This is a genomic window from Thiosulfatihalobacter marinus (assembly GCF_016019955.1).
In the GTDB taxonomy this organism is placed as follows: Bacteria; Pseudomonadota; Alphaproteobacteria; order Rhodobacterales; family Rhodobacteraceae; genus Shimia; species Shimia marinus_A.
This window is the reverse complement of sequence record NZ_JAECRZ010000001.1, coordinates 556715-575497: the sequence shown is the minus strand read 5'-3', so window position 1 is coordinate 575497 and position 18783 is coordinate 556715. Positions and strand designations below refer to the sequence as shown.

Annotated in this window: 16 protein-coding genes and 1 pseudogene; 8 read left to right on the top strand and 9 right to left on the bottom strand. The window is 64.2% G+C overall.

Translation table 11 applies throughout. The annotated features are described in order from the left end of the window. Positions 1 to 17 precede the first annotated feature (17 nt). Positions 18 to 1301 carry an ABC transporter substrate-binding protein gene (locus tag I3253_RS02750; protein WP_197916086.1) on the bottom strand — a complete coding sequence of 428 codons (1284 nt, stop codon included), beginning with the start codon at positions 1299 to 1301 and terminating at the stop codon, positions 18 to 20. A 404-nt stretch (positions 1302 to 1705) separates the two neighbouring features. Here I3253_RS02750 and I3253_RS02745 point away from each other — a divergent pair, with 404 nt between their 5' ends. Both I3253_RS02745 and I3253_RS02740 read left to right on the top strand, forming a co-directional pair. Beyond that, entirely contained in the window at positions 1706 to 3769 is a 2064-nt protein-coding gene (locus I3253_RS02745; RefSeq protein ID WP_197916085.1) for a hydantoinase/oxoprolinase family protein, read from the top strand. Beyond that, a complete protein-coding gene (locus I3253_RS02740; RefSeq protein WP_197916084.1) occupies positions 3759 to 5495 on the top strand; it encodes a hydantoinase B/oxoprolinase family protein in 1737 nt (578 codons plus the stop codon). The genes I3253_RS02745 and I3253_RS02740 overlap by 11 nt, the downstream gene beginning before the upstream one ends. On the opposite strand, the gene I3253_RS02735 is transcribed toward I3253_RS02740, so the two are convergent. Further along, positions 5492 to 6655, bottom strand: coding sequence for an acyl-CoA dehydrogenase family protein (locus tag I3253_RS02735; protein WP_197916083.1), 1164 nt, complete (start codon positions 6653 to 6655; stop codon positions 5492 to 5494). The two genes, I3253_RS02740 and I3253_RS02735, sit on opposite strands and share 4 nt — an antisense overlap. A gap of 164 nt (positions 6656 to 6819) precedes the next feature. Further along, the gene (locus I3253_RS02730) at positions 6820 to 8034 is read right to left on the bottom strand and encodes an acyl-CoA dehydrogenase (protein WP_197916082.1); all 1215 of its coding nucleotides are present in this window, start codon (positions 8032 to 8034) and stop codon (positions 6820 to 6822) included. Between the two features lie 139 nt (positions 8035 to 8173). Between I3253_RS02730 and I3253_RS02725 the strand changes: the two genes are divergently transcribed. Next, entirely contained in the window at positions 8174 to 8743 is a 570-nt protein-coding gene (locus I3253_RS02725; protein ID WP_197916081.1) for a cupin domain-containing protein, read from the top strand. 12 nt (positions 8744 to 8755) lie between these two features. Continuing rightward, positions 8756 to 9868 carry a CaiB/BaiF CoA transferase family protein gene (locus I3253_RS02720; RefSeq protein ID WP_197916080.1) on the top strand — a complete coding sequence of 371 codons (1113 nt, stop codon included), beginning with the start codon at positions 8756 to 8758 and terminating at the stop codon, positions 9866 to 9868. A gap of 66 nt (positions 9869 to 9934) precedes the next feature. Here the strand turns inward: I3253_RS02720 and I3253_RS02715 are convergent, their stop codons facing one another. From I3253_RS02715 to I3253_RS02705, 3 genes and pseudogenes are all read right to left on the bottom strand, one after another. Next, entirely contained in the window at positions 9935 to 11068 is a 1134-nt protein-coding gene (locus I3253_RS02715; RefSeq protein WP_197916079.1) for an ABC transporter substrate-binding protein, read from the bottom strand. A 179-nt stretch (positions 11069 to 11247) separates the two neighbouring features. Beyond that, positions 11248 to 12023 (bottom strand): annotated as a pseudogene (locus tag I3253_RS02710) (EcsC family protein). Between the two features lie 31 nt (positions 12024 to 12054). After that, positions 12055 to 12558 (bottom strand): GNAT family N-acetyltransferase, encoded by a 504-nt coding sequence (locus I3253_RS02705; protein WP_197916078.1) that lies wholly within the window; start codon positions 12556 to 12558, stop codon positions 12055 to 12057. 88 nt (positions 12559 to 12646) lie between these two features. On the opposite strand from I3253_RS02705, the gene I3253_RS02700 reads away from it, so the two are divergent. Next, positions 12647 to 13252 (top strand): flavin reductase family protein, encoded by a 606-nt coding sequence (locus tag I3253_RS02700; protein ID WP_197916077.1) that lies wholly within the window; start codon positions 12647 to 12649, stop codon positions 13250 to 13252. 39 nt (positions 13253 to 13291) lie between these two features. Here I3253_RS02700 and I3253_RS02695 read toward each other — a convergent pair whose 3' ends face one another. Both I3253_RS02695 and I3253_RS02690 read right to left on the bottom strand, forming a co-directional pair. Beyond that, a complete protein-coding gene (locus I3253_RS02695; RefSeq protein ID WP_232272103.1) occupies positions 13292 to 14209 on the bottom strand; it encodes an AEC family transporter in 918 nt (305 codons plus the stop codon). Positions 14210 to 14240: 31 nt separating this feature from the next. Next, positions 14241 to 15878 (bottom strand): SulP family inorganic anion transporter, encoded by a 1638-nt coding sequence (locus I3253_RS02690; RefSeq protein ID WP_197916075.1) that lies wholly within the window; start codon positions 15876 to 15878, stop codon positions 14241 to 14243. Positions 15879 to 16227: 349 nt separating this feature from the next. On the opposite strand from I3253_RS02690, the gene I3253_RS02685 reads away from it, so the two are divergent. Then, positions 16228 to 17106, top strand: a complete 879-nt coding sequence (locus I3253_RS02685) for an S-methyl-5'-thioadenosine phosphorylase (RefSeq protein WP_197916074.1) — start codon at positions 16228 to 16230, stop codon at positions 17104 to 17106. A 16-nt stretch (positions 17107 to 17122) separates the two neighbouring features. Then, a complete protein-coding gene (locus I3253_RS02680; RefSeq protein ID WP_197916073.1) occupies positions 17123 to 17752 on the top strand; it encodes a LysE family translocator in 630 nt (209 codons plus the stop codon). On the opposite strand, the gene I3253_RS02675 is transcribed toward I3253_RS02680, so the two are convergent. Further along, complete coding sequence (locus tag I3253_RS02675; RefSeq protein ID WP_197916072.1) at positions 17749 to 17922, bottom strand: hypothetical protein; 174 nt, start codon at positions 17920 to 17922, stop codon at positions 17749 to 17751. The genes I3253_RS02680 and I3253_RS02675 overlap by 4 nt on opposite strands. Before the next feature lie 319 nt (positions 17923 to 18241). On the opposite strand from I3253_RS02675, the gene I3253_RS02670 reads away from it, so the two are divergent. Continuing rightward, positions 18242 to 18781 carry an adenine phosphoribosyltransferase gene (locus I3253_RS02670; protein ID WP_197916071.1) on the top strand — a complete coding sequence of 180 codons (540 nt, stop codon included), beginning with the start codon at positions 18242 to 18244 and terminating at the stop codon, positions 18779 to 18781. The last annotated feature ends 2 nt before the right edge of the window (positions 18782 to 18783 follow it).

Here is an 18783-nt window from a genome sequence, read left to right as displayed (position 1 = left end):
GGCCTGTGGTGCGGCGCCTAGAACGCCTGCGTGGTGTAATCCGCCTCGTCAGGATACAGCGTGTCCTCGATCGACGTGGTATGCACCAGCAACAGCTTTCCGCCCGTCACCTTGGTGATATACTGATGCCCGAACACCTGGTGCGTCTTGCCGTTGAACAGCTTGGCGCCCTGCGGATGGGCATTGGAATGGGGCATGTCGGTCATCGCCTCCACCGCCTCGATCAGGCTGGCGCGGTCCTGCGGCCCGGCATATCCGGCGGCCTCCATCCCGGCCTTGACCACATGCAGCGTTTCCCAACAGCCGAACATATGGGAATAGGTGGACACATCCCTGGCATCGTCCACCGAGGCGCCATTGGCATCCACCCCGACACGTTCGCGATAGAACGCGTCATAGGGCGACTGGTCCGCCTGCGCCTGACGCGGGTTGCCTTCCCAGAAATAAGTGCCCTCCAGAAATTCCAGCCCCGGGCTGGAAATGTCCACCGCTTCCAGACTGTCGATAAAGCCGAACATCTCGGGCCGCTGGGGGCCAAAGAACTCGCCCAGCTCCTTCACAAAGGTCAGCACCGCCGGCCCCACCATCACATGATAGATCACTTCGGTATCGCGCGGGATTTTCGGGAAATACTTGGTAAAAGAGGTTTCCGTCGGCGGAATGGCAATATGTTCCAGAACCTGCCCGCCCTGCGCCTCGATCGCGGCGGTGAAATAGTCGCGGTGATCATGGCCGAATGCAAAATCCGGGAAGATCATCGTCACCTTCTTGCCCAGCGTGTTGGCCACGAACGGCGCCATCGCCTGAACCTGGCTTTTCACATCGGTGATGCCCGGTTGCAGCGTATAGCGGTTCAACATGCCGCTGGCCACGTGATGCCCCTCGGACACCACAAAATAGGGCAGCTTCAGCTCGCCCGCGCGCGGGGCCGAGCCGATCACCACATGCGAAAACAGGGTACCGAACCCGATATCGCAATTGTACTGGGTGGCAAATTTCTCCACCACCTCGGCGCCGCGCTTGGGATCGGTGCCATCATCCTCGGCGATGATCTCCACCGGGCGCCCGTTGATGCCGCCCCCTTCGTTGATCAGCGCCGCCGCGGCGGTGGTGGTACGGTCATACCAGCGCCCGTAGGCCGCGCCGATCCCGGTGCGGTGCACCTGGAAACCGATACGGATCGGCGCACTGCTTTGCGCCCCGGCATAGCGCGCCCAAAGCGGCAGGCTCGCGGCCCCCGCCCCAAGCGCCAGCGTCTTCATCGCCTCGCGCCGGGTGGGTGTCTTGTTGGATTTGGTCATGGAAATTCCCCCTTGTCGGTGTGGCAGGACGGGCCGTTTTCCGGTCTCTTTGCTGTTGTTAGAGTGCAAACGAACCGGCCTTGTGTCCAGAGGGAAGGTCTTTTTTCAAAGACCGCGCCGCGATGCAAGCCACCAAAGCGCGAAAAATGTGTAATAAATCATGAACATGGCAAGAGTTGCCTGCAAAAGCGCCGCCCGGCGATGCGGCGTGGCCGGGCCCGGCACGCCGGTTTGCACGCGTATCAACGCCGCAACCAAAGCCACACACCCTGATCGACATCAATCATCCGTCACGCCGCCCGATGCCCCCAAAGCCGTATGGACAGGGCGCTGCGTGGATTGACAGACGGGGCGCCGGGCAGACATCATTCGCACACAAACAAATTCGGCAACAGGGGACTGGCATGGGCGATTCTCGGGGCGCGGTGGTCGGTGTCGACGTGGGGGGCACCTTTACCGATCTGGTGGCGCTGGATCCGGCCCGGGGCCGCGTCCGGCTGGCCAAGGTGCCCAGCACGCTCGACAATCAGGCCTTTGGCGTGATGCACGCGCTGTCCACCGCCGAAATCGACCTCGCCGCGCTGGACCTGATCGTGCATGGCACCACCACCACCACCAATGCCGTACTGGAGCGCAAGCTGGCGCGCACCGGGCTGATCACCACGGCCGGATTCCGCGACATCCTGGAACTGGGCCGGCGCACGCGCCCACAGGCCTATGGCATGACCGGGCAATTCACCCCCCTGATCCCGCGCGATCTGCGTCTGGAGGTGCCCGAACGCATGGATGCCGGCGGGCAGGTCGTCACCCCGCTGGACGAAACCGCCCTGCGCGGCGCGGCGCAGGCCCTGCTAAGCGCGGGCTGTGTCTCGGTCGTCGTGCATTACCTGCACGCCTATGCAAACCCCGTCCACGAATTGCGCAGCGCCGAAATCCTGCGGGAACTCTGGCCCAACGATCACATCACGCTGGGCCATGCGCTCCTGTCGGAAAGCCGCGAGTTTGAACGCGGCGTGACAGCCGCGGCCAATGCCGCCGTTCAGCCGTTGCTGGATCGCTATATCCGCCGCCTTGTCGACGAGTTGTCCGGCGGTGGCTACAGCGGCGAATTGCTGGTGATGAACGGCAATGGCGGCATGGTCAGCGCGGCGCATGTCTCGCGCGAAGCGGCCAAGACGGTGATGTCCGGTCCCGCCTCGGGCGTGATGGCCGCCGCCTATACCGGGCGGCGCGCCGGGCTGGAGAACCTGATCACCTATGACATGGGCGGCACGTCCACCGATGTCGCCCTGATCCGCGATGCCGAACCGGCGGTCTCCAACGAGATCGAGGTGGAATACGCCATGCCGATCCATGTGCCCATGGTCGATGTGCGCACCGTGGGCGCCGGGGGCGGGTCCATCGCGCGGGTCAACGCCGCCGGGCTGCTGCAAGTCGGTCCCGACAGCGCCGGCGCCACACCGGGGCCGATCTGTTACGGCAAGGGCGGCACCAACCCGACCATTTCGGATGCCAACCTGCTGTTGGGGCGGCTCGATCCCTCCCGGCTCAACACCATCGACGGCGGTATCGGCGCGCCCGACATCGCACAGATATTTGACCGGAAACTGGGCCAGCCGCTTGGCCTCTGCGCCACCGATGCCGCAGATGCCGTGATCCGTGTGGCCAACATGAAAATGGCCGGCGCCATCCGCATGGTCTCGATCTCGCTGGGCGCCGATCCGCGCGATTTCGCGCTGTTCGCCTTTGGCGGCGCGGGACCGTTGCACGCCTGTGCACTGGCTCGCGAACTGGGCATTCCCCGCGTGCTTGTCCCGGCCCGCCCCGGCATCACCAACGCCATCGGCTGCGTTGTCGCCGATCTGCGCCACGACTTTGTGCGCACCATCAACACGCCGCTTGATGCGCTGGAGCCTGGCCGCATTGCCGCCATCCTGCGCGAACAGGCCGACGAGGGCGCGCGCCTGATCGCCAAGGAAAGGATCGCCATCAGCGCAACCCGCCAGCTTTATTCGCTGGACATGCAGTTCATCGGCCAGACCCACCTGCTGCGCGTGCCCCTCTCCGATCCCGACCCCGATCGCGCCACGCTGCAATCGCTGTTCGAAAAAGCCTATTTTGACCGGTTCCGCGTGCGGCTCGATACGATCCGCGCCAATGTGGTCAATGTGAACACCTCGGTCATCGGCACCCGCGCCGCGCTGGATCTCTCTGCCCTGCTGGATCCGGCGGCGCGCAAGCCCTCGCTGGATCAGGCCCGGACCGGCGCCCGGCCCGTGTTCTTTGACGGCACCTGGCACGACACGCCGATCTATCGCCGCGAACACCTGCCCGCGGCCTTCGCACTCACCGGTCCGGCCATTCTCGATCAGATGGACACCACCGTCCTGATCGAACCGGGCGATCGCGCACAGGCGGATCGCGACGGCAACCTCATCATCACCATAGGCCCCCGCCATGACCCTTGATCCCATCACCCTCACCGTCATCCAGGCCGGGCTGCAACAGGTTTGCGACGAGATGGACCTGTCATTTTCGCGCGCCGCCTTCTCCCCCGTCATCGCCGAGGCCAATGACCGCTCCGACGGTATCTATGCCGCCCGCGATGGCGCGCTGATCGCGCAGGGCGCGGGCGGATTGCCCGTCTTCGTGGGCACCATGCAATATTCCACCCGCGTGCTGATCGAGCGCATCGCAAACGGCAAGACCCCACCACCGCAACCCGGTGACATCTATATCGTCAACGATCCCTATCTGGGCGGCACGCACCTGATGGATGTGCGCTTTGCCAAACCCTTCTATCGCGGCGGCAAACTGTTCTGCTGGCTCTCCAATACCGGCCACTGGCCCGACACCGGCGGCGCGGTGCCCGGCGGGTTTTCGGCCTCGGCCACGGCGGTGGAACAGGAAGGGCTGCGCCTGCCCCCGGTGCGCCTGTTCAAACAGGGCGAACTGGACAGCGAAATCTTTTCCATCATCTGTTCCAATATCCGCGTGGCCGATCAGCGTATCGGCGACGTTCAGGCCCAGGCCGCCGCGCTGCTGGTGGGCGAAGACCGCCTGAACGCGCTGATGGATCGCTACGGCGACGACGACGTGGCCCAGGCCATTGCCGAATTGCGCCGCCGCGCCGCCACCCAGATGCGCGCCTTCATCGCCGACATCCCCCGGGGCCGCCACAGCGCGACCGCCTGGATCGACAGCGACGGCGTGGTCAACGAACCGCTCGCGATCAATCTGACCGTGTTCCGCGACGGCCCCGATCTGGTGTTCGACTTCGCAGGATCCAGCCCGCCCTGCATGGGCCCGATGAACTCGGTGCGCGCCACAACCCTGTCGGCGGTCTATCTTGCCATGCGCCACATCTTCCCCGAAGTCCCGATGAGCGCCGGGGCGTTCGAACCGCTGCGCGTCAGAGGCATCGAAAACACCTTTCTGGATGCCCATTACCCCCGCCCGGTCTCGGGCTGCGCCGCCGAAGTTTCGCAACGCATTGCCGAAGCGGTCTTTGCCGCGCTCGTCCCCGCCCTGCCCGATCGTGTCACCGCCGCGCCAGCCGGAACCAGCGGCAATTTCGCCCTTGGCGGCCATGACCCGGCGCGCGGGCGCGATTTTGTCATGTACCAGATTTCCGGTGGCGGTTACGGCGGCAACGCCACCCATGACGGCCTTTCCAACGGCTGCTCCACCATCGGCATTTCCAAGGCCCCCCCGGTCGAGATCATGGAACAGGCCTTTCCGGTGCTCTACCACCGCTACGCCCTGCACGAAGGCTCGGGCGGCGCGGGTTGTCATCGCGGTGGCTTCGGCATTGATTACGAGGTCGAACTGCGCCGGGGCACGGCGCTGGCCAGTTTCGTGATGGATCACGGCCGCTTTGGCCCGCAGGGCGTTCTGGGCGGCGCGGATGGCGGCGTGAACCGCGTGACCGTCACGCGCAACGGCCAGCCCCATACGCCGCCGCATCTCTCCAAGGAACAGGACATCCCGCTCCGCGCGGGCGACCGCGTGCATGTGCGTACACCGGGCGGCGGCGGCTATGGCGATCCGCTCACCCGCCCGCCCCAGGCCGTGTGCGAAGACGTGCGCCTTGGCCGCTACACGCCCGATCAGGCGCGCGAGCTCTTTGGTGTCGCCCTCACCGGCACCCCGCCTGAAATCGATGCTACGGAAACCGCCCGCCTGCGCGGCTAAAGCCGCCTGGCCACCTCTTCCAGCATCACTTCGGTGGCGCCCCCTCCGATGCTTTGCACCCGCGCATCCCGCGCCATGCGCTCGATCGGGCTCTCGCGCATGAACCCCATGCCGCCGTGGAACTGAACGCACGCATACATCACATCGTTCACCAGCTCGCCACACAGCGCCTTGATCATCGACACCTCGCGCACCACGTCCGCCCCCTTTGCGGCGCGCGCCGCCGTCCCGTAGACCAGGTGCCGCGCTGCCTCGATCCGCGCCGCAAGCGCAGCCATGCGCTGGCGAATGGCCTGTTTCTCCCATAACGGCGCCCCAAAGGCCGATCGGGCGCGCAGATAGTCCAGCGTCATCTCCATCGCCGCCTGCGCCTCTCCCAGACACATCGCCCCCAGAACCAGCCGCTCGTTCTGGAAATTCTTCATGATCTCGTAAAATCCGCGCCCCTCGACCCCCAGCACGTTTTCCGCGGGCACCCGCGCATCCGCAAACGACAGCTCCGCCGTATCCGAACTGCGCCAGCCATGTTTGTCCAGCGCCCGCGACACGGTGAAACCGGGCGTGCCCTTCTCCACCAGAAACATGGTCACGCTCTGGCTTGCCCTCTCGCCCCCGGTCTTGGCCGCCACACAGTAAAGATCGCCGTGTACCCCGTTGGTAATGAACATTTTTGTACCGTTCAGAACAAACACATCCCCGTCCCGTCGCGCCGTTGTGCGGATGCCCTTCACATCCGAACCGGCCCCCGGTTCCGTCACCGCCACCGCCGTGATCACCTCGCCCGCAATGCAGCGCGGCAGCCACGCGGCCTTCTGCGCCGCGCTCCCGGCGTTGAAAATGTGCACCGAGGCCATGTCCGTATGCACCAGCGCCGTGATGGCCACGCCGGCATAGGTGCAGCGCCCCAGCTCCTCGGCCAACACAACCGAGGCCATCTGATCCATGTCCGAGCCGCCAAAGGCCTCTGGATAGCGGATACCAAGGAATCCCAACTCCCCCATCTGCCGCAACAATGCGCGCGGCGTCAGCCCGTCAATTTCCCATTGATCGGCATAGGGTTTGATCTCTTCGGCCACGAACCGGCGCAGCTGTGCGCGCAGCATGTGGTGCGTGTCGTTGAAATACAGATCGCCCGACGTGATCGCGTCAAATCCCAGCATGGCACACCTCCCCTGAAGTCAGGATCAGGGTGCGCGAGGCTCGCATTTTCACGCAAGTACGACGTAACGTATTTACGCGCAGCAGAGGTTCGCGCCCGCCCTGGGGGGCGGGGTCGGGCGCGAACCGGATCGCATGCGATCCGGCGCATAAGTCGACATAGCCTTCAGAAAAACGCCTGCAACCCGGTCTGCGCCCGGCCCAGGATCAGCGCGTGCACGTCATGCGTGCCCTCATAGGTGTTCACCGTTTCCAGGTTCACCATATGCCGGATCACGCCAAATTCCAGGCTGATCCCGTTGCCGCCATGCATGTCCCGCGACTGGCGCGCGATCTCCAGCGCCTTGCCGCAATTGTTGCGCTTGATCAGCGAGATCATCTCGGGCGCGGCATTGGCCTCGTCCATCAGCCGCCCCACCCGCAATGCCGCCTGAAGCCCCAGCGTGATCTCGGTCTGCATATTCGCCAGCTTCAGCTGAAACAGCTGCGTCTGCGCCAGCGGCTTCCTGAACTGCTTGCGGTCCAGCCCGTATTGCCGCGCCGCGTGCCAACAGAATTCCGCCGCCCCCATCGCGCCCCAGGCAATGCCATAGCGCGCCCGGTTCAAACAGCCGAACGGCCCCTTCAGCCCCTCGACATCCGGCAACAACGCATCCTCGCCCACCTCGACATTCTCCATCACGATCTCGCCGGTGATCGACGCGCGCAACGATGCCTTGTGCATGATCTTGGGCGCGCTCAGCCCCGTCATGCCCTTTTCCAGAACAAAGCCCCGGATCTTGCCGCCATGCGCCTCGGATTTCGCCCATACCACGAACACATCCGCAATCGGCGCGTTGGAAATCCACATCTTCGCACCGTTCAGCACATAGCCGCCATCGGTCTTTTTCGCGACGGTCTTCATCCCCGCCGGGTCCGATCCGGCATCCGGTTCGGTCAGTCCGAAACAGCCGATCCATTCGCCGCTGGCCAGCCTGGGCAGGTATTTTTGGCGCTGTTCCTCCGAGCCATAGGCATAGATCGGATACATCACCAGCGAGCTTTGCACCGACATCATCGACCGATAGCCGCTATCCACCCGCTCCACCTCGCGCGCCACCAATCCATAGGTCACGTAATTCGCGCCAATCCCGCCATAGGCTTCGGGGATGGTGGTGCCCAACAACCCCATTTCGCCCATCTCGGCAAAGATTTCCGGATCGGTGTGCTCGGTCTCGAACGCCGCCGTGACACGCGGCGCCAGCTTTTCGTCGCAATAGGCGCGCGCGGCATCCCGCACCATACGCTCATCCTCTTCCAGCTGGGTTTCCAGCAGGAACGGATCGTCCCAGTTGAACGACCCGAGGTCGGGTTTGGATTGCGGTGCAAGATCCTTGGCCATGAAACGCCCCCTTTTCAAAACGCCCTGTGCGGTTTGCCTGTCCTATTGCGCAAATTTCTGAGCATTACTAGGAAAAAATTGCGCAGCCCGGCAGAATCTGTCAAACCGTCCCGGCAACACTGAAGGAAACCCGCCCGCGATGGAAGAGTTCGACACCGGCAATCGTCTGCGCGCGCTGCGCCAGGCCCACCGCCTGTCCCAGCGCCAGCTGGCCGAGGCCGCCGGGGTGCCGCATGGGCAGATCTCGATGATCGAAACCAACCGCTCCAGCCCGTCGGTGGCCAGCCTGCGCAAGATCCTGGGGGGGCTTGGCCTTGGCATGGCCGAGTTTTTCGAGCCCGACAGCCCGGCGCGCACGTCGCCTTTTTTCCGCGCCGATGACCTTTCCGATCTTACCTCGCGCCTTTATCCCAGCGGTGACGCGCGCATGACACTCAAACAGGTGGGCGACGCCCGCGCGCACGGGCTGCAAATCCTGCACGAACGCTACGAGCCGGGTGCCGACACCGGCGACACCATGCTGGCCCATGACGCCCACGAGGGCGGCATCGTTGTTTCGGGCGAAATCGACGTAACCGTGGGCACCGAAAGCCGCACCCTGCGCGCCGGGGATGCCTATCTCTTTGACAGCCGCGCGCCGCATCGCTTCCGCAACCTGTCCGATGCTCCGGCCATCGTCATTTCCGCCTGCACCCCTCCGTATCTTTAGAAAAGGACGCCCATGAAACCGCTCCAAGGACTGAAAGTCATCGAACTCGCCCGCATTCTGGCCGGTCCGTGGATCGGGCAATCGCTTGCCGATCTGGGCGCCGAGGTGATCAAGGTCGAATCCCCCGAGGGCGACGACACGCGCAAATGGGGCCCGCCCTTCATCGAACGGGACGGCGACAGCACGGCGGCCTATTTCTACGCCGCCAATCGCGGCAAATCCTCGGTTGTCATCGACTTTCGCACCGCCCACGGTCAGCAACAGCTGCGCGATCTGGTGGCCGATGCCGATATCCTGATCGAGAATTTCAAGGTCGGCGGGCTGGCCAGATACGGGCTGGACTATTCCAGCCTGTCCGCCCTGAACCCGCGCCTGATCTACTGTTCCATCACCGGTTTCGGACAGGACGGCCCCTATGCCGCCCGCGCCGGGTACGATTTCATGATCCAGGGCATTTCCGGCCTGATGTCGATCACCGGCGAACCCGACCGCCAGCCGCAAAAAGTGGGTGTGGCCGTCACCGATGTTGTCACCGGGCTTTATGGCACGATCGGCATTCTGGCGGCGGTTGAACAGCGCCACAGCACCGGGCGCGGCCAGCATATCGACATGTCGCTGCTGGATTGCGCCACGGCGATGCTGGCCAACCAGGCGATGAACTATCTCGCCACCGGCACCAGCCCCGCGCGCCGGGGCAACGCCCACCCCAATATCGCGCCCTACCAGGTGGTGCCCACCGCCGATGGCCATATCATCATCGCCGTCGGCAATGACAGCCAGTTCCGCCGTCTCTGTGACGTGCTCTCCCGCCCCGACCTTGGCACCCACCCCGACTATGCCACCAACCGGTTGCGCGTCGCCAACCGCGACGCGCTCACCCCCGCGCTGGAAGCGGAAACCAGGCGGTTTTCCAGTGCCGATCTGCTGCAAGACCTGGAGGCCGCCACCCTCCCCGCCGGCCCGATCAATTCCGTGGGCGAGGCGCTGAACGATCCCCAGATCGCGGCGCGGGGCATGGTGATCGATCCTGAAGGGGTGCGCGGCGTGCGCGGCCCGTGGCGCTTTTCCGATGCCGAACTGGCGCTGGACAAAACCGCGCCGAAACTGCCCGAACCGGGCGCCTGAGCGGATGAAGACCGGATAAAGACCGGGTGAATACCGGGGCGCGCGCGGCGCCCCGGCCCTGATGACTTACATGTTGCACTCGGCCGCATAGGCATCCGCATGGTCTTTGAGACCGGTGGCGATGATCCTGTTGGTATAGACATCGCCCTCCTTGATCACTTCGCGCACATAGATGTCCTGAATCGGGTGCTGGTTGTTGCCAAAGGCAAAATCGCCCCGCACCGAATCGAACTCTGCCGCCTTCAGCGCGGCGCGAAACGCCTCCGCGTCCTTCACATCCGCCTTGTCCATGGCCGAGATCAGCAGGTTCGCCGTGTCAAAGCCCTGGCTGGCGTAAAGCGACGGCAACCGCCCGTATTCCGCCTGGAAACTCGCGACAAAGGCCATGTTGGCCGGGTTGTCGATATCCTTGTTCCACTGGCTGGTGTTCTTCACCCCCAGCGCCGCGTCGCCCACGGCCTGCAAGATGCCCTGGTCAAAGCTGAAGGCCGGGCCAACCACCGGCAGGTCGACACCGCTGTCGGCATATTGCTTGAGAAAGGAAATCCCCATGCCGCCGGGCAGGAAAAAGAACACGCTGTCCGCGCCGCTGGCCCGGATCTGCGCGATTTCCGCCGCGTAATCGGTCTGGCCCAGCTTGGTATAGACCTCGCCCGCCAGATCGCCCTTGAAGAACCGCTTGTACCCGGTCAGCGCGTCCTTGCCGGCCGGATAGTTGGGCGCGATGATAAAGCTGTTCGCGAAACCCGCGTCATTGGCATAGGCGCCCGCCGCCTCGTGCAGGTTGTCATTCTGCCAGGCCACGTTGAAATAGTTGGGATGACAGCCCTTTCCAGCCAGCGCCGACGGCCCGGCATTGGGCGACAGATAGAATTTGCCCTGCGCGGTGGCGGCCGGCACCACGGCCATGGCCAGGTTCGACCAGATGATCCCGGTCAGCACATCCACCTTCTCGGACTGGATCATCTTGTCGGCCAGTTGCACGGCGACATCCGGCTTGCGCTGATCATCCTCGATCACCACTTCCAGATCATCGCGCCCGGCCTGTTTCACCGCCAGCATAAAGCCGTCGCGCACATCGATCCCAAGGCCCGCGCCACCGCCTGACAGGGTGGTGATCATGCCCACCTTCACCTCTGCCTGCGCGCCGGTCGCCATCGCAGCAACCAGCGCCGCCGCGGCCAGTTTCGAAAATTTCATTTGCAGTCTCCCTCGTCCAATCCGCATTTCTTTGCGCCCGACTGTGGGCAATAGTCTGCCCCAAGGTCAAGCCACACATGGATTTTCAGGAGCTTCACCGGCAACATGGCGCAACCGACCATACCAGGTTTTACCTGAATTATGGATCGTAATATATTGTTGTTGCGGTATTTTTCACCCTAGGAAATCTTGCCGTCCCGCATCAGCGCCTTCATCCGGGTCACAAGCGCATCATGGTCCAGATCGCCATCGATCGCCAATCGGCGCAGCCCGAAATGCACATGCGCGATTTCCTGGTAATAGCTGGTATAGGCATAGTTGGTCGCCGCGCCCGCCACCGCGCCCAGAACCGGCACGGCCTGCGCGGCCAGCTTCTGGCCCAGAACCACCGACAAACGGGGCGCCACCCGTGCAATCAGCGTCTTCATGGCGCCGCCGGTCAACGCCAGCCGCGTGCTGACAAAGGCCAGGTCCGCCCCGTCATCGCGCGCCAGCGGCCCGGCGGCGGCGAACACCCGCACGCAATCGAACTGTACGTTCTGCGCCGCCGGGTCAAACCCCTGCCGCCGTGCCTCGTCCTGTATCGCACGCAACAGAACGGTTGTCGTCACCGGCAATTCCGCCAGCGCGCCGGGCAATCCGCCCGCGCCCCCGGCCGCCCCCAGCGCCGTCGCCAGCGCCGTGTTCATCCAGCTTTTCTGATCGCCCACGATCCTGCGCGATCCCTGCGCCGCGCGCATCGCCTGGGTCAGGGCCAGTTCCGTCGCCCCCTCCAGCCGGTCGCGCACCTGCAACGGCAACCGCTCCAGCAGCCCCTCGGCCTGCCCCCCAGAAGATTGAGCAGCTCGATCCCCAGCCCCCCGGCCTGCGCATAGCGCCGCGCCAGCCGTTCCAGCTCGGCCTGGGGATCAGGCGGGGTGACGGTCTGGATATGCAAGGGGTCTGTCCGGGTCATCCTCCCAAGATCGGCCCGGCGCCCGCCCGGTTCAAGCCCCCGGCGCATTTTTGCCATACCCGCGCACATCGCCTCTCACGCCGTCCCACGCCCCCGGCACCAGCGCACGGCCCAGAACCCGCTCGGGGTTTGTGGGTGGCGGCATCACCACGCCGGACAACCTGGCAAAACCGAAACGCCGGTAATAGGGCGCATCGCCCACCAGCATCACCCGGTCCCAGCCGCCCTGCTGTCCCCTGGCCAGGCTCTCTTCGATCAGCAACCCGCCCAGCCCCTCGCCCTGATGGGTCGGATGCACCGCTACCGGCCCCAGAAGCAACGCCGCCGCCTCGCCGATCCGCACCGGCCAGAACCGGATCGCACCCGCCAGAATGCCCTGCATGTCACGCGCCACCAGCGACAGGTCCGCCACCGGCGGCACCCCGTCGCGCAACCGATAGGAACTCAGCGCCTCGCGCCCCGGTGCAAAGCACAGGTCGTACAACGCCTCGACCTCCCACCAGTCGTCTTTGCTCTCATGTGCAAGCGTGAACACGGCCCGCGCGCCTCATTTGGTCTTTTTGCTGTGGAATCGCCCCTAACATGCCGTTACCCCTTGGGCAAACCCAAAGGAAACGCGCTTCATGTTCTATCGTCCCGCCGACGGCCACGGCCTGCCCCACAATCCGTTCAATGCCCTGATCACCCCCCGTCCCATCGCCTGGGTCTCGACCCGCAGCGCGCAAGGCGTGAACAACCTCGCCCCGTATTCGTTTTTCAACGGCACCGCCTATGTGCCGCCGCAGGTGATGTTCGCCTCGACCGGCACCAAACCGGACCAGCCCGAGGGCAAGGATTCGCTCGCCAATATCCGCGAAACCGGCGTGTTCTGCGTCAATGTGGTGGCCGAAGACATGCGCGACGCGATGAATATCTCCACCACCACATTCGACAAGGACGTGGACGAATTCGAACGCGCCGGGCTGACGGCGGTGGACTGCGAAACCATCCCCTGCCCCCGGCTGCAAGGCGCCCCGGCGTCAATGGAATGCCGCCTCACACAGATCGTGCCGCAGCTGGGCGAAAACAATTTCCTGGTCATGGCCGAGGTTATCGGCATTCACATGCGCGACGATTGTCTGGTGGATGGTGTCTTCGATGTCACCACCTTCCGCCCGCTGGCCCGGCTGGGCTATCGCGACTATAGCGTGGTGGACAACACCTTCGCGCTGGCACGCCCGGACGACTGATCCCCGCCCGGCGCGTCGCCCCGCCACCCCGGTCCGCGTTCAGCCGCCAAATACCAACGCCGCCAGTGCGATCCACACCGGCAGCGTCACCGCCGACAACAAGGTGGTCTGCGCCACAAGCGTGGCCGAAACCACCCGGTCCGCGCCAAACCCGGCGGCCAGGATATGCGCGCCCGACGCGGTGGGCAGCGCCGCCCAGATCACCACAACCACGGCCATGGCCCCCGGCAACCCCAGGACCAGGCACAGGCCAACCGCCGCCGCCGGCACAACCACCAGCTTGGTCGCACAGATGATCCCGCTGAACCGGTCCAGCCGCGCCAGCGCCCCCCAGTTCATCGTTGCACCCACCGAGATCAAGGCAATCGGAATCGCCGCCGCCGCCAGCATCTCCAGCGGCGCAAGCACCGGCGCCGGGATCGCCCGCCCCGACAGGCCCACGCCCACGCCCGCCAACGAGGCCAACAGGAACGGGTTCAGCGCCACCCGGCGCAATGTGCCCCAGACCCCAAGACTTCCGCCTCGCGACAGGGCCGACACCGCGAACACATTGGCCATCGGCACCGCCATGCCGATCACCACCGCCATCAACGCCGGATCGGCCGCATCGCTGACCCCCACCGCGATAAAGGCAAGCGCCGAATTGAAACGCCACGCGGTCTGCCACGCCCCGGCAAAATCCAGAAACCGATCCGGCCCGAACCGGCGCGCCCGCCACGCCACCACCAGCGCCAGCGCCATCAGGCCCCAGACCACCGGCGCAATCGTGGCAATCGCCCCCAACCGGATCTCGCGGGTCGAGGCCGCCACGAACAACAGCGCCGGAAACAGGATCTCGAAGTTCAGCCGGTCCAGCCCCGCCCAGGCCTTCTGCGACAGCCGCGCCCGGATCAGCCCGCCAAGGCCGACCAGCAGGAACGAGGGCAACAGCCCGATCAATACGCCCGGAAAAGCCAATATCGCGCCTTGTTGAAACTCGTGCGGATCGTCAGTGACCGCCGCCCAGAATACCGGTCCGCACCGAATAGTCGACCGCAACCTCGTAATCGGGGTCATCGTCGCTGTCGATCATCAGGTGGCCGGCACGGGTCAACAGCTTGTGGCAATCCCGGCTCAGATGGCGCAGCGCCAGCGCCTTGCCCGCCGCCTCGTATTTTGCGGCAACCGCCTCGATCGCCTGCAAGGCCGACTGGTCCACCACCCGGCTGCGCTCGAAATCGACGATTACGTGATCGGGATCATTGGCAATGTCGAACAACTCGACAAACCCCTCTGCCGAGCCAAAGAACAGCGGCCCCTCGATCTCGTAAACCCTGGCGCCCGGATCGCTCGCGCTCTCGCGGGTATGGGCATGAATGCGCCGCGCGTTCTGCCAGGCATAGGCCAGCGCGCTGACGATCACGCCCACCACCACCGCCACGGCCAGATCCTCCATCACCGTCACCACCGTCACCAGAACGATGACAAACGCGTCCATCAGCGGCACCTTGCGCATGATCTTGAAACTGTTCCAGGCGAACGTGCCGATCACCACCATGAACATCACCCCCACCAGCGCCGCCAGCGGGATCTGCTCGATCAGCGGGCTTGCCGCGACAATGAACAGCAACAGGAACAACGCCGCCGCGATCCCCGCGATCCGCGTGCGCCCGCCGGATTTCACATTGATCATCGACTGGCCGATCATCGCACAGCCCCCCATGCCACCGAAAAAGCCGGTGGTCACATTGGCCACGCCCTGCGCGATACATTCCTGGCTGGCGCCGCCCCGCTTGCCGGTCATCTCGCCCACAAGGTTCAGCGTCAGCAACGATTCAATCAGACCGATCGCCGCCAGGATCACCGCATAGGGCAGGATGATCCGCAAAGTTTCATAATTCAGCGGAACCGCCGGAATGCTGAAAGTCGGCAACCCTCCCTCGATCGAGGCCATGTCCCCCACGCGTGGCACATCCAGCCCGAAACCGATGACCACAAACGCGGTGATCGCAATCCCGGCCAGCGGCGCCGGGATCACCTTGGTCACTTTCGGCAAGCCCCACACGATCAGCATCGTCAGCCCCACCAGCCCCAGCATCGTCAAAAGCTGCACACCCGAAAGCCATTCGCCCCCGGACATGCCATGACCTTCGCTCGCAATGCTGCCGGGCACCTTGAACTGGCTCATCTGCGCCAGGAAAATCACGATGGCCAGCCCGTTCACAAAGCCCAGCATCACCGGATGCGGCACAAGGCGGATGAACTTGCCCCAATGCATCACCCCGGCCAGCACCTGCAACAGACCCATCAACACCACGGTTGCGAAAAGATACTCCACCCCATGTTGCGCCACCAGCGCCACCATCACCACCGCCAGCGCGCCGGTCGCCCCCGAAATCATCCCAGGGCGCCCGCCGATCAACGCGGTGATCAGCCCCACCAGAAACGCCGCATACAGCCCCACCAACGGATGCACCCCGGCAACAAAGGCAAACGCCACCGCCTCGGGCACCAGCGCCAGCGCCACGGTCAGCCCCGCAAGGATCTCGATCCGCACCCGCCCAAGGGTGAACCCTTCGTCCTGCATGATCGAAAGATTGGGCGGGGAAATATTGTTGGCCAGCATGGCCAGAGCCGCGCGTTTCATGGGCATCCTGTCTGTCTTGGGGTTTCGGTTCGCTGGCCCCGTCCCTAAAGCACGCGCCGGAATTGCACAATAGCAGCGCCGCCAGCCCGGCAGGGCGCGCGCCGTCTGCCCGAATTTTGGGCGCCGGATCCTGACAAATCCCTGTCAGGGCGGGCGCGGACATAACCCTGCCCGCGCCCACCTTCGGAACCGACACAATACCGACGTGATGCCGACGTGCCGCCGATCCCGAAAACCCCCGCAAATTCAGGCGTTAACTCCCGATTCGCCCGGTATGGCGCCAAGCGGTTGCATTTCACGGCCCCCGCGCCCAACAATGCCGGGGATTCGCGGCACGAAAGGACACGCCATGACCGAAACCATGATCGCCGTGATCGGCGGCTCGGGCCTCTACGAGATCGACGGCCTTGAAGACGCAAGGTGGCAGGAAATCCAAACCCCGTGGGGTGCCCCGTCCGACAATATCCTCACCGGCGTGCTGTCGGGTGTGAAAATGGCCTTCCTGCCTCGCCACGGGCGCGGCCATGTGCACAGCCCCTCCTCGGTGCCCTATCGCGCCAATATCGACGCGCTCAAACGGCTGGGCGCGACCGACGTGCTTTCGGTCTCGGCGGTCGGCTCGTTTCGCGAGGACATGGCGCCGGGCGATTTTGTCGTTGTGGATCAATTCATTGACCGCACTTTCGCGCGCGAGAAATCCTTTTTCGGCCCCGGCCTCGTGGCCCATGTCAGCGTCGCGCACCCCACTTGCCAGCGCCTGTCCGCCGCCTGTCTGAACGCCGGGCTGGATGCCGGGATCACCGTGCATGACGGCGGCACCTACCTTGCCATGGAAGGCCCTCAATTTTCCACGCTGGCCGAATCCCGGATGTATCGCGAAAGCTGGGGCGCGGATGTGATCGGCATGACCAACATGCCCGAAGCCAAGCTCGCTCGCGAAGCCGAACTTTGCTATGCCTCCGTCGCCATGGTCACCGATTATGACAGCTGGCATCCGGACCATGGCGAGGTCGACGTGTCCGAAATCATCGCAACCCTGACCGGAAACGCCCGGAATGCACGAGACCTCGTCGGACGCTTGCCCGCCCTCCTCGGCCCCGCCCGCGCGCCCTGCCCGCATGGCTGCGACAGGGCGCTGGACCACGCCATTCTCACCGCTCCCGAAGCCCGTGATCCGGCCATGGCCGCCAGGCTGGATGCCATTGCAGGGCGCGTTCTAACCATTTGATGCACAAGGGTTTCTTATGGCTATCGACCTCTGGTTCGGATTTGTTGTCGCCTCCACGGCGTTGCTGCTGATCCCCGGCCCGACCGTGCTTCTGGTATTGTCCTACGCGCTCAGCCAGGGGCGGCAGGCGGCCGCGGCAACAGCCCTCGGCGTGGCGCTTGGCGACTTTATCGCCATGACCGCCTCCCTGCTGGGATTGGGCGCACTTGTCCTGGCATCGGCCACCGCGTTTACCATTTTGAAATGGGTCGGCGCTATCTATCTGATCTGGCTTGGTGTCAGGATGCTCACAAGCGCGCGCCATGCCGAAATCGGTGCCGTGATGAAAGCGCGAGCGCTTCCGGCGCGCGGCGTATTCGGCCATGCAGCGGCGGTCACGGCGCTGAATCCGAAAAGCATCGGGTTCTTCATTGCCTTCGTGCCGCAATTCATCGATCCGGCGCACCCGTTGCCGGCGCAATTCGCCATCCTGACCACCACCTTTGTCACATTGGCGGCATTCAATGCGCTCGCCTACGCCCTGCTGGCCGATCACCTGCGCGCCCGCATCGAACGACCGGGCGTTATTCGCTGGCTCACCCGCATCGGCGGGCTCACGCTCATCGGGATGGGTCTTCTCACCGCCACGCTTCGCCGGGCGGCCTAGTCGCTCTGGTTCTTTTTCATGAAACGCCGGATGAACCCGCGTATCTCCCGCGCGGCACTGGTATCCAATTCCTTGCACAGGTCGACAAACGCATCGCGCTCTTCCTTGTCAAGCCGCAGCACCAGTTGACTGTCCTTCCTGGACTTGGATTTGCCGTCTTTCTTGCCCACGCCTGCCCCACTATCCCGGATAGGTCCGATCCGACCTTGAGCGCGATAAAACATGTATATACAATACATATACAACCGCTACACAAAACCATACCCAAGGCCAAGCGGGAAATAAATGCCCAAAATGGCCGCCCCTGCCCAAAAAACCTTTCAGTCTCATAATGGTATGGAACTGACACCATGGCAATACTGGCGATCATGGCCCGGCCATCTGCCCGTTACCCGATCTCCAGGGCTGTCCCCGCGACCACCGGTCCCTTGCGCTTGCGGACACATTGGGCGAAACCAAGACCACAACATTCCATCAGGGAGCCTGCCCGTGGCCAAGCGCAAGGACATCAAAGATTATATTCGCACCATCGTCGATTTTCCGCATGAAGGAATCATGTTCCGCGACGTGACCACTCTGTTTGCCGATCCGCGCGGTTTTCGCATGGCCATCGACCAGATGTTGCACCCCTATGCGGGTGAACGTATCGACAAGGTGATCGGGCTTGAGGCGCGCGGTTTCATTCTGGGCGGCGCCATCGCCCACCAGCTTAGCGTCGGCTTTGTGCCGGTGCGCAAGAAAGGCAAGCTGCCCGGCACCACGATTTCGCAGGAGTACAAGCTGGAATATGGCGAAGCGATCGTCGAGATTCACGATGATGCCATCCAGCCCGGCGAAAAGATCCTGCTGGTCGATGACCTGCTGGCCACCGGCGGCACCGCCGAGGCGGGGATCAAGCTGGTTGAACGGCTGGGGGGAGAGATCATCGGCTGTGTCTTCATCATCGATCTTCCCGAACTTGGTGGTCGCAAGCGTCTTGAAGAGATGGGCATGGATGTCACTGTCCTGTGTGAATTCGACGGCATGTAGGG

What these genes read in the sequence shown, in the direction of transcription:
- I3253_RS02730 (WP_197916082.1), bottom strand. Translation starts at nt 8,034, where the DNA reads ATGGCCAAGGATCTTGCACCGCAATCCAAACCCGACCTCGGGTCGTTC.
- I3253_RS02745 (WP_197916085.1), top strand. Translation starts at nt 1,706, where the DNA reads ATGGGCGATTCTCGGGGCGCGGTGGTCGGTGTCGACGTGGGGGGCACC.
- I3253_RS02725 (WP_197916081.1), top strand. Translation starts at nt 8,174, where the DNA reads ATGGAAGAGTTCGACACCGGCAATCGTCTGCGCGCGCTGCGCCAGGCC.
- I3253_RS02690 (WP_197916075.1), bottom strand. Translation starts at nt 15,878, where the DNA reads ATGAAACGCGCGGCTCTGGCCATGCTGGCCAACAATATTTCCCCGCCC.
- I3253_RS02735 (WP_197916083.1), bottom strand. Translation starts at nt 6,655, where the DNA reads ATGCTGGGATTTGACGCGATCACGTCGGGCGATCTGTATTTCAACGAC.
- I3253_RS02740 (WP_197916084.1), top strand. Translation starts at nt 3,759, where the DNA reads ATGACCCTTGATCCCATCACCCTCACCGTCATCCAGGCCGGGCTGCAA.
- I3253_RS02720 (WP_197916080.1), top strand. Translation starts at nt 8,756, where the DNA reads ATGAAACCGCTCCAAGGACTGAAAGTCATCGAACTCGCCCGCATTCTG.
- I3253_RS02715 (WP_197916079.1), bottom strand. Translation starts at nt 11,068, where the DNA reads ATGAAATTTTCGAAACTGGCCGCGGCGGCGCTGGTTGCTGCGATGGCG.
- I3253_RS02750 (WP_197916086.1), bottom strand. Translation starts at nt 1,301, where the DNA reads ATGACCAAATCCAACAAGACACCCACCCGGCGCGAGGCGATGAAGACG.
- I3253_RS02685 (WP_197916074.1), top strand. Translation starts at nt 16,228, where the DNA reads ATGACCGAAACCATGATCGCCGTGATCGGCGGCTCGGGCCTCTACGAG.
- I3253_RS02700 (WP_197916077.1), top strand. Translation starts at nt 12,647, where the DNA reads ATGTTCTATCGTCCCGCCGACGGCCACGGCCTGCCCCACAATCCGTTC.
- I3253_RS02680 (WP_197916073.1), top strand. Translation starts at nt 17,123, where the DNA reads ATGGCTATCGACCTCTGGTTCGGATTTGTTGTCGCCTCCACGGCGTTG.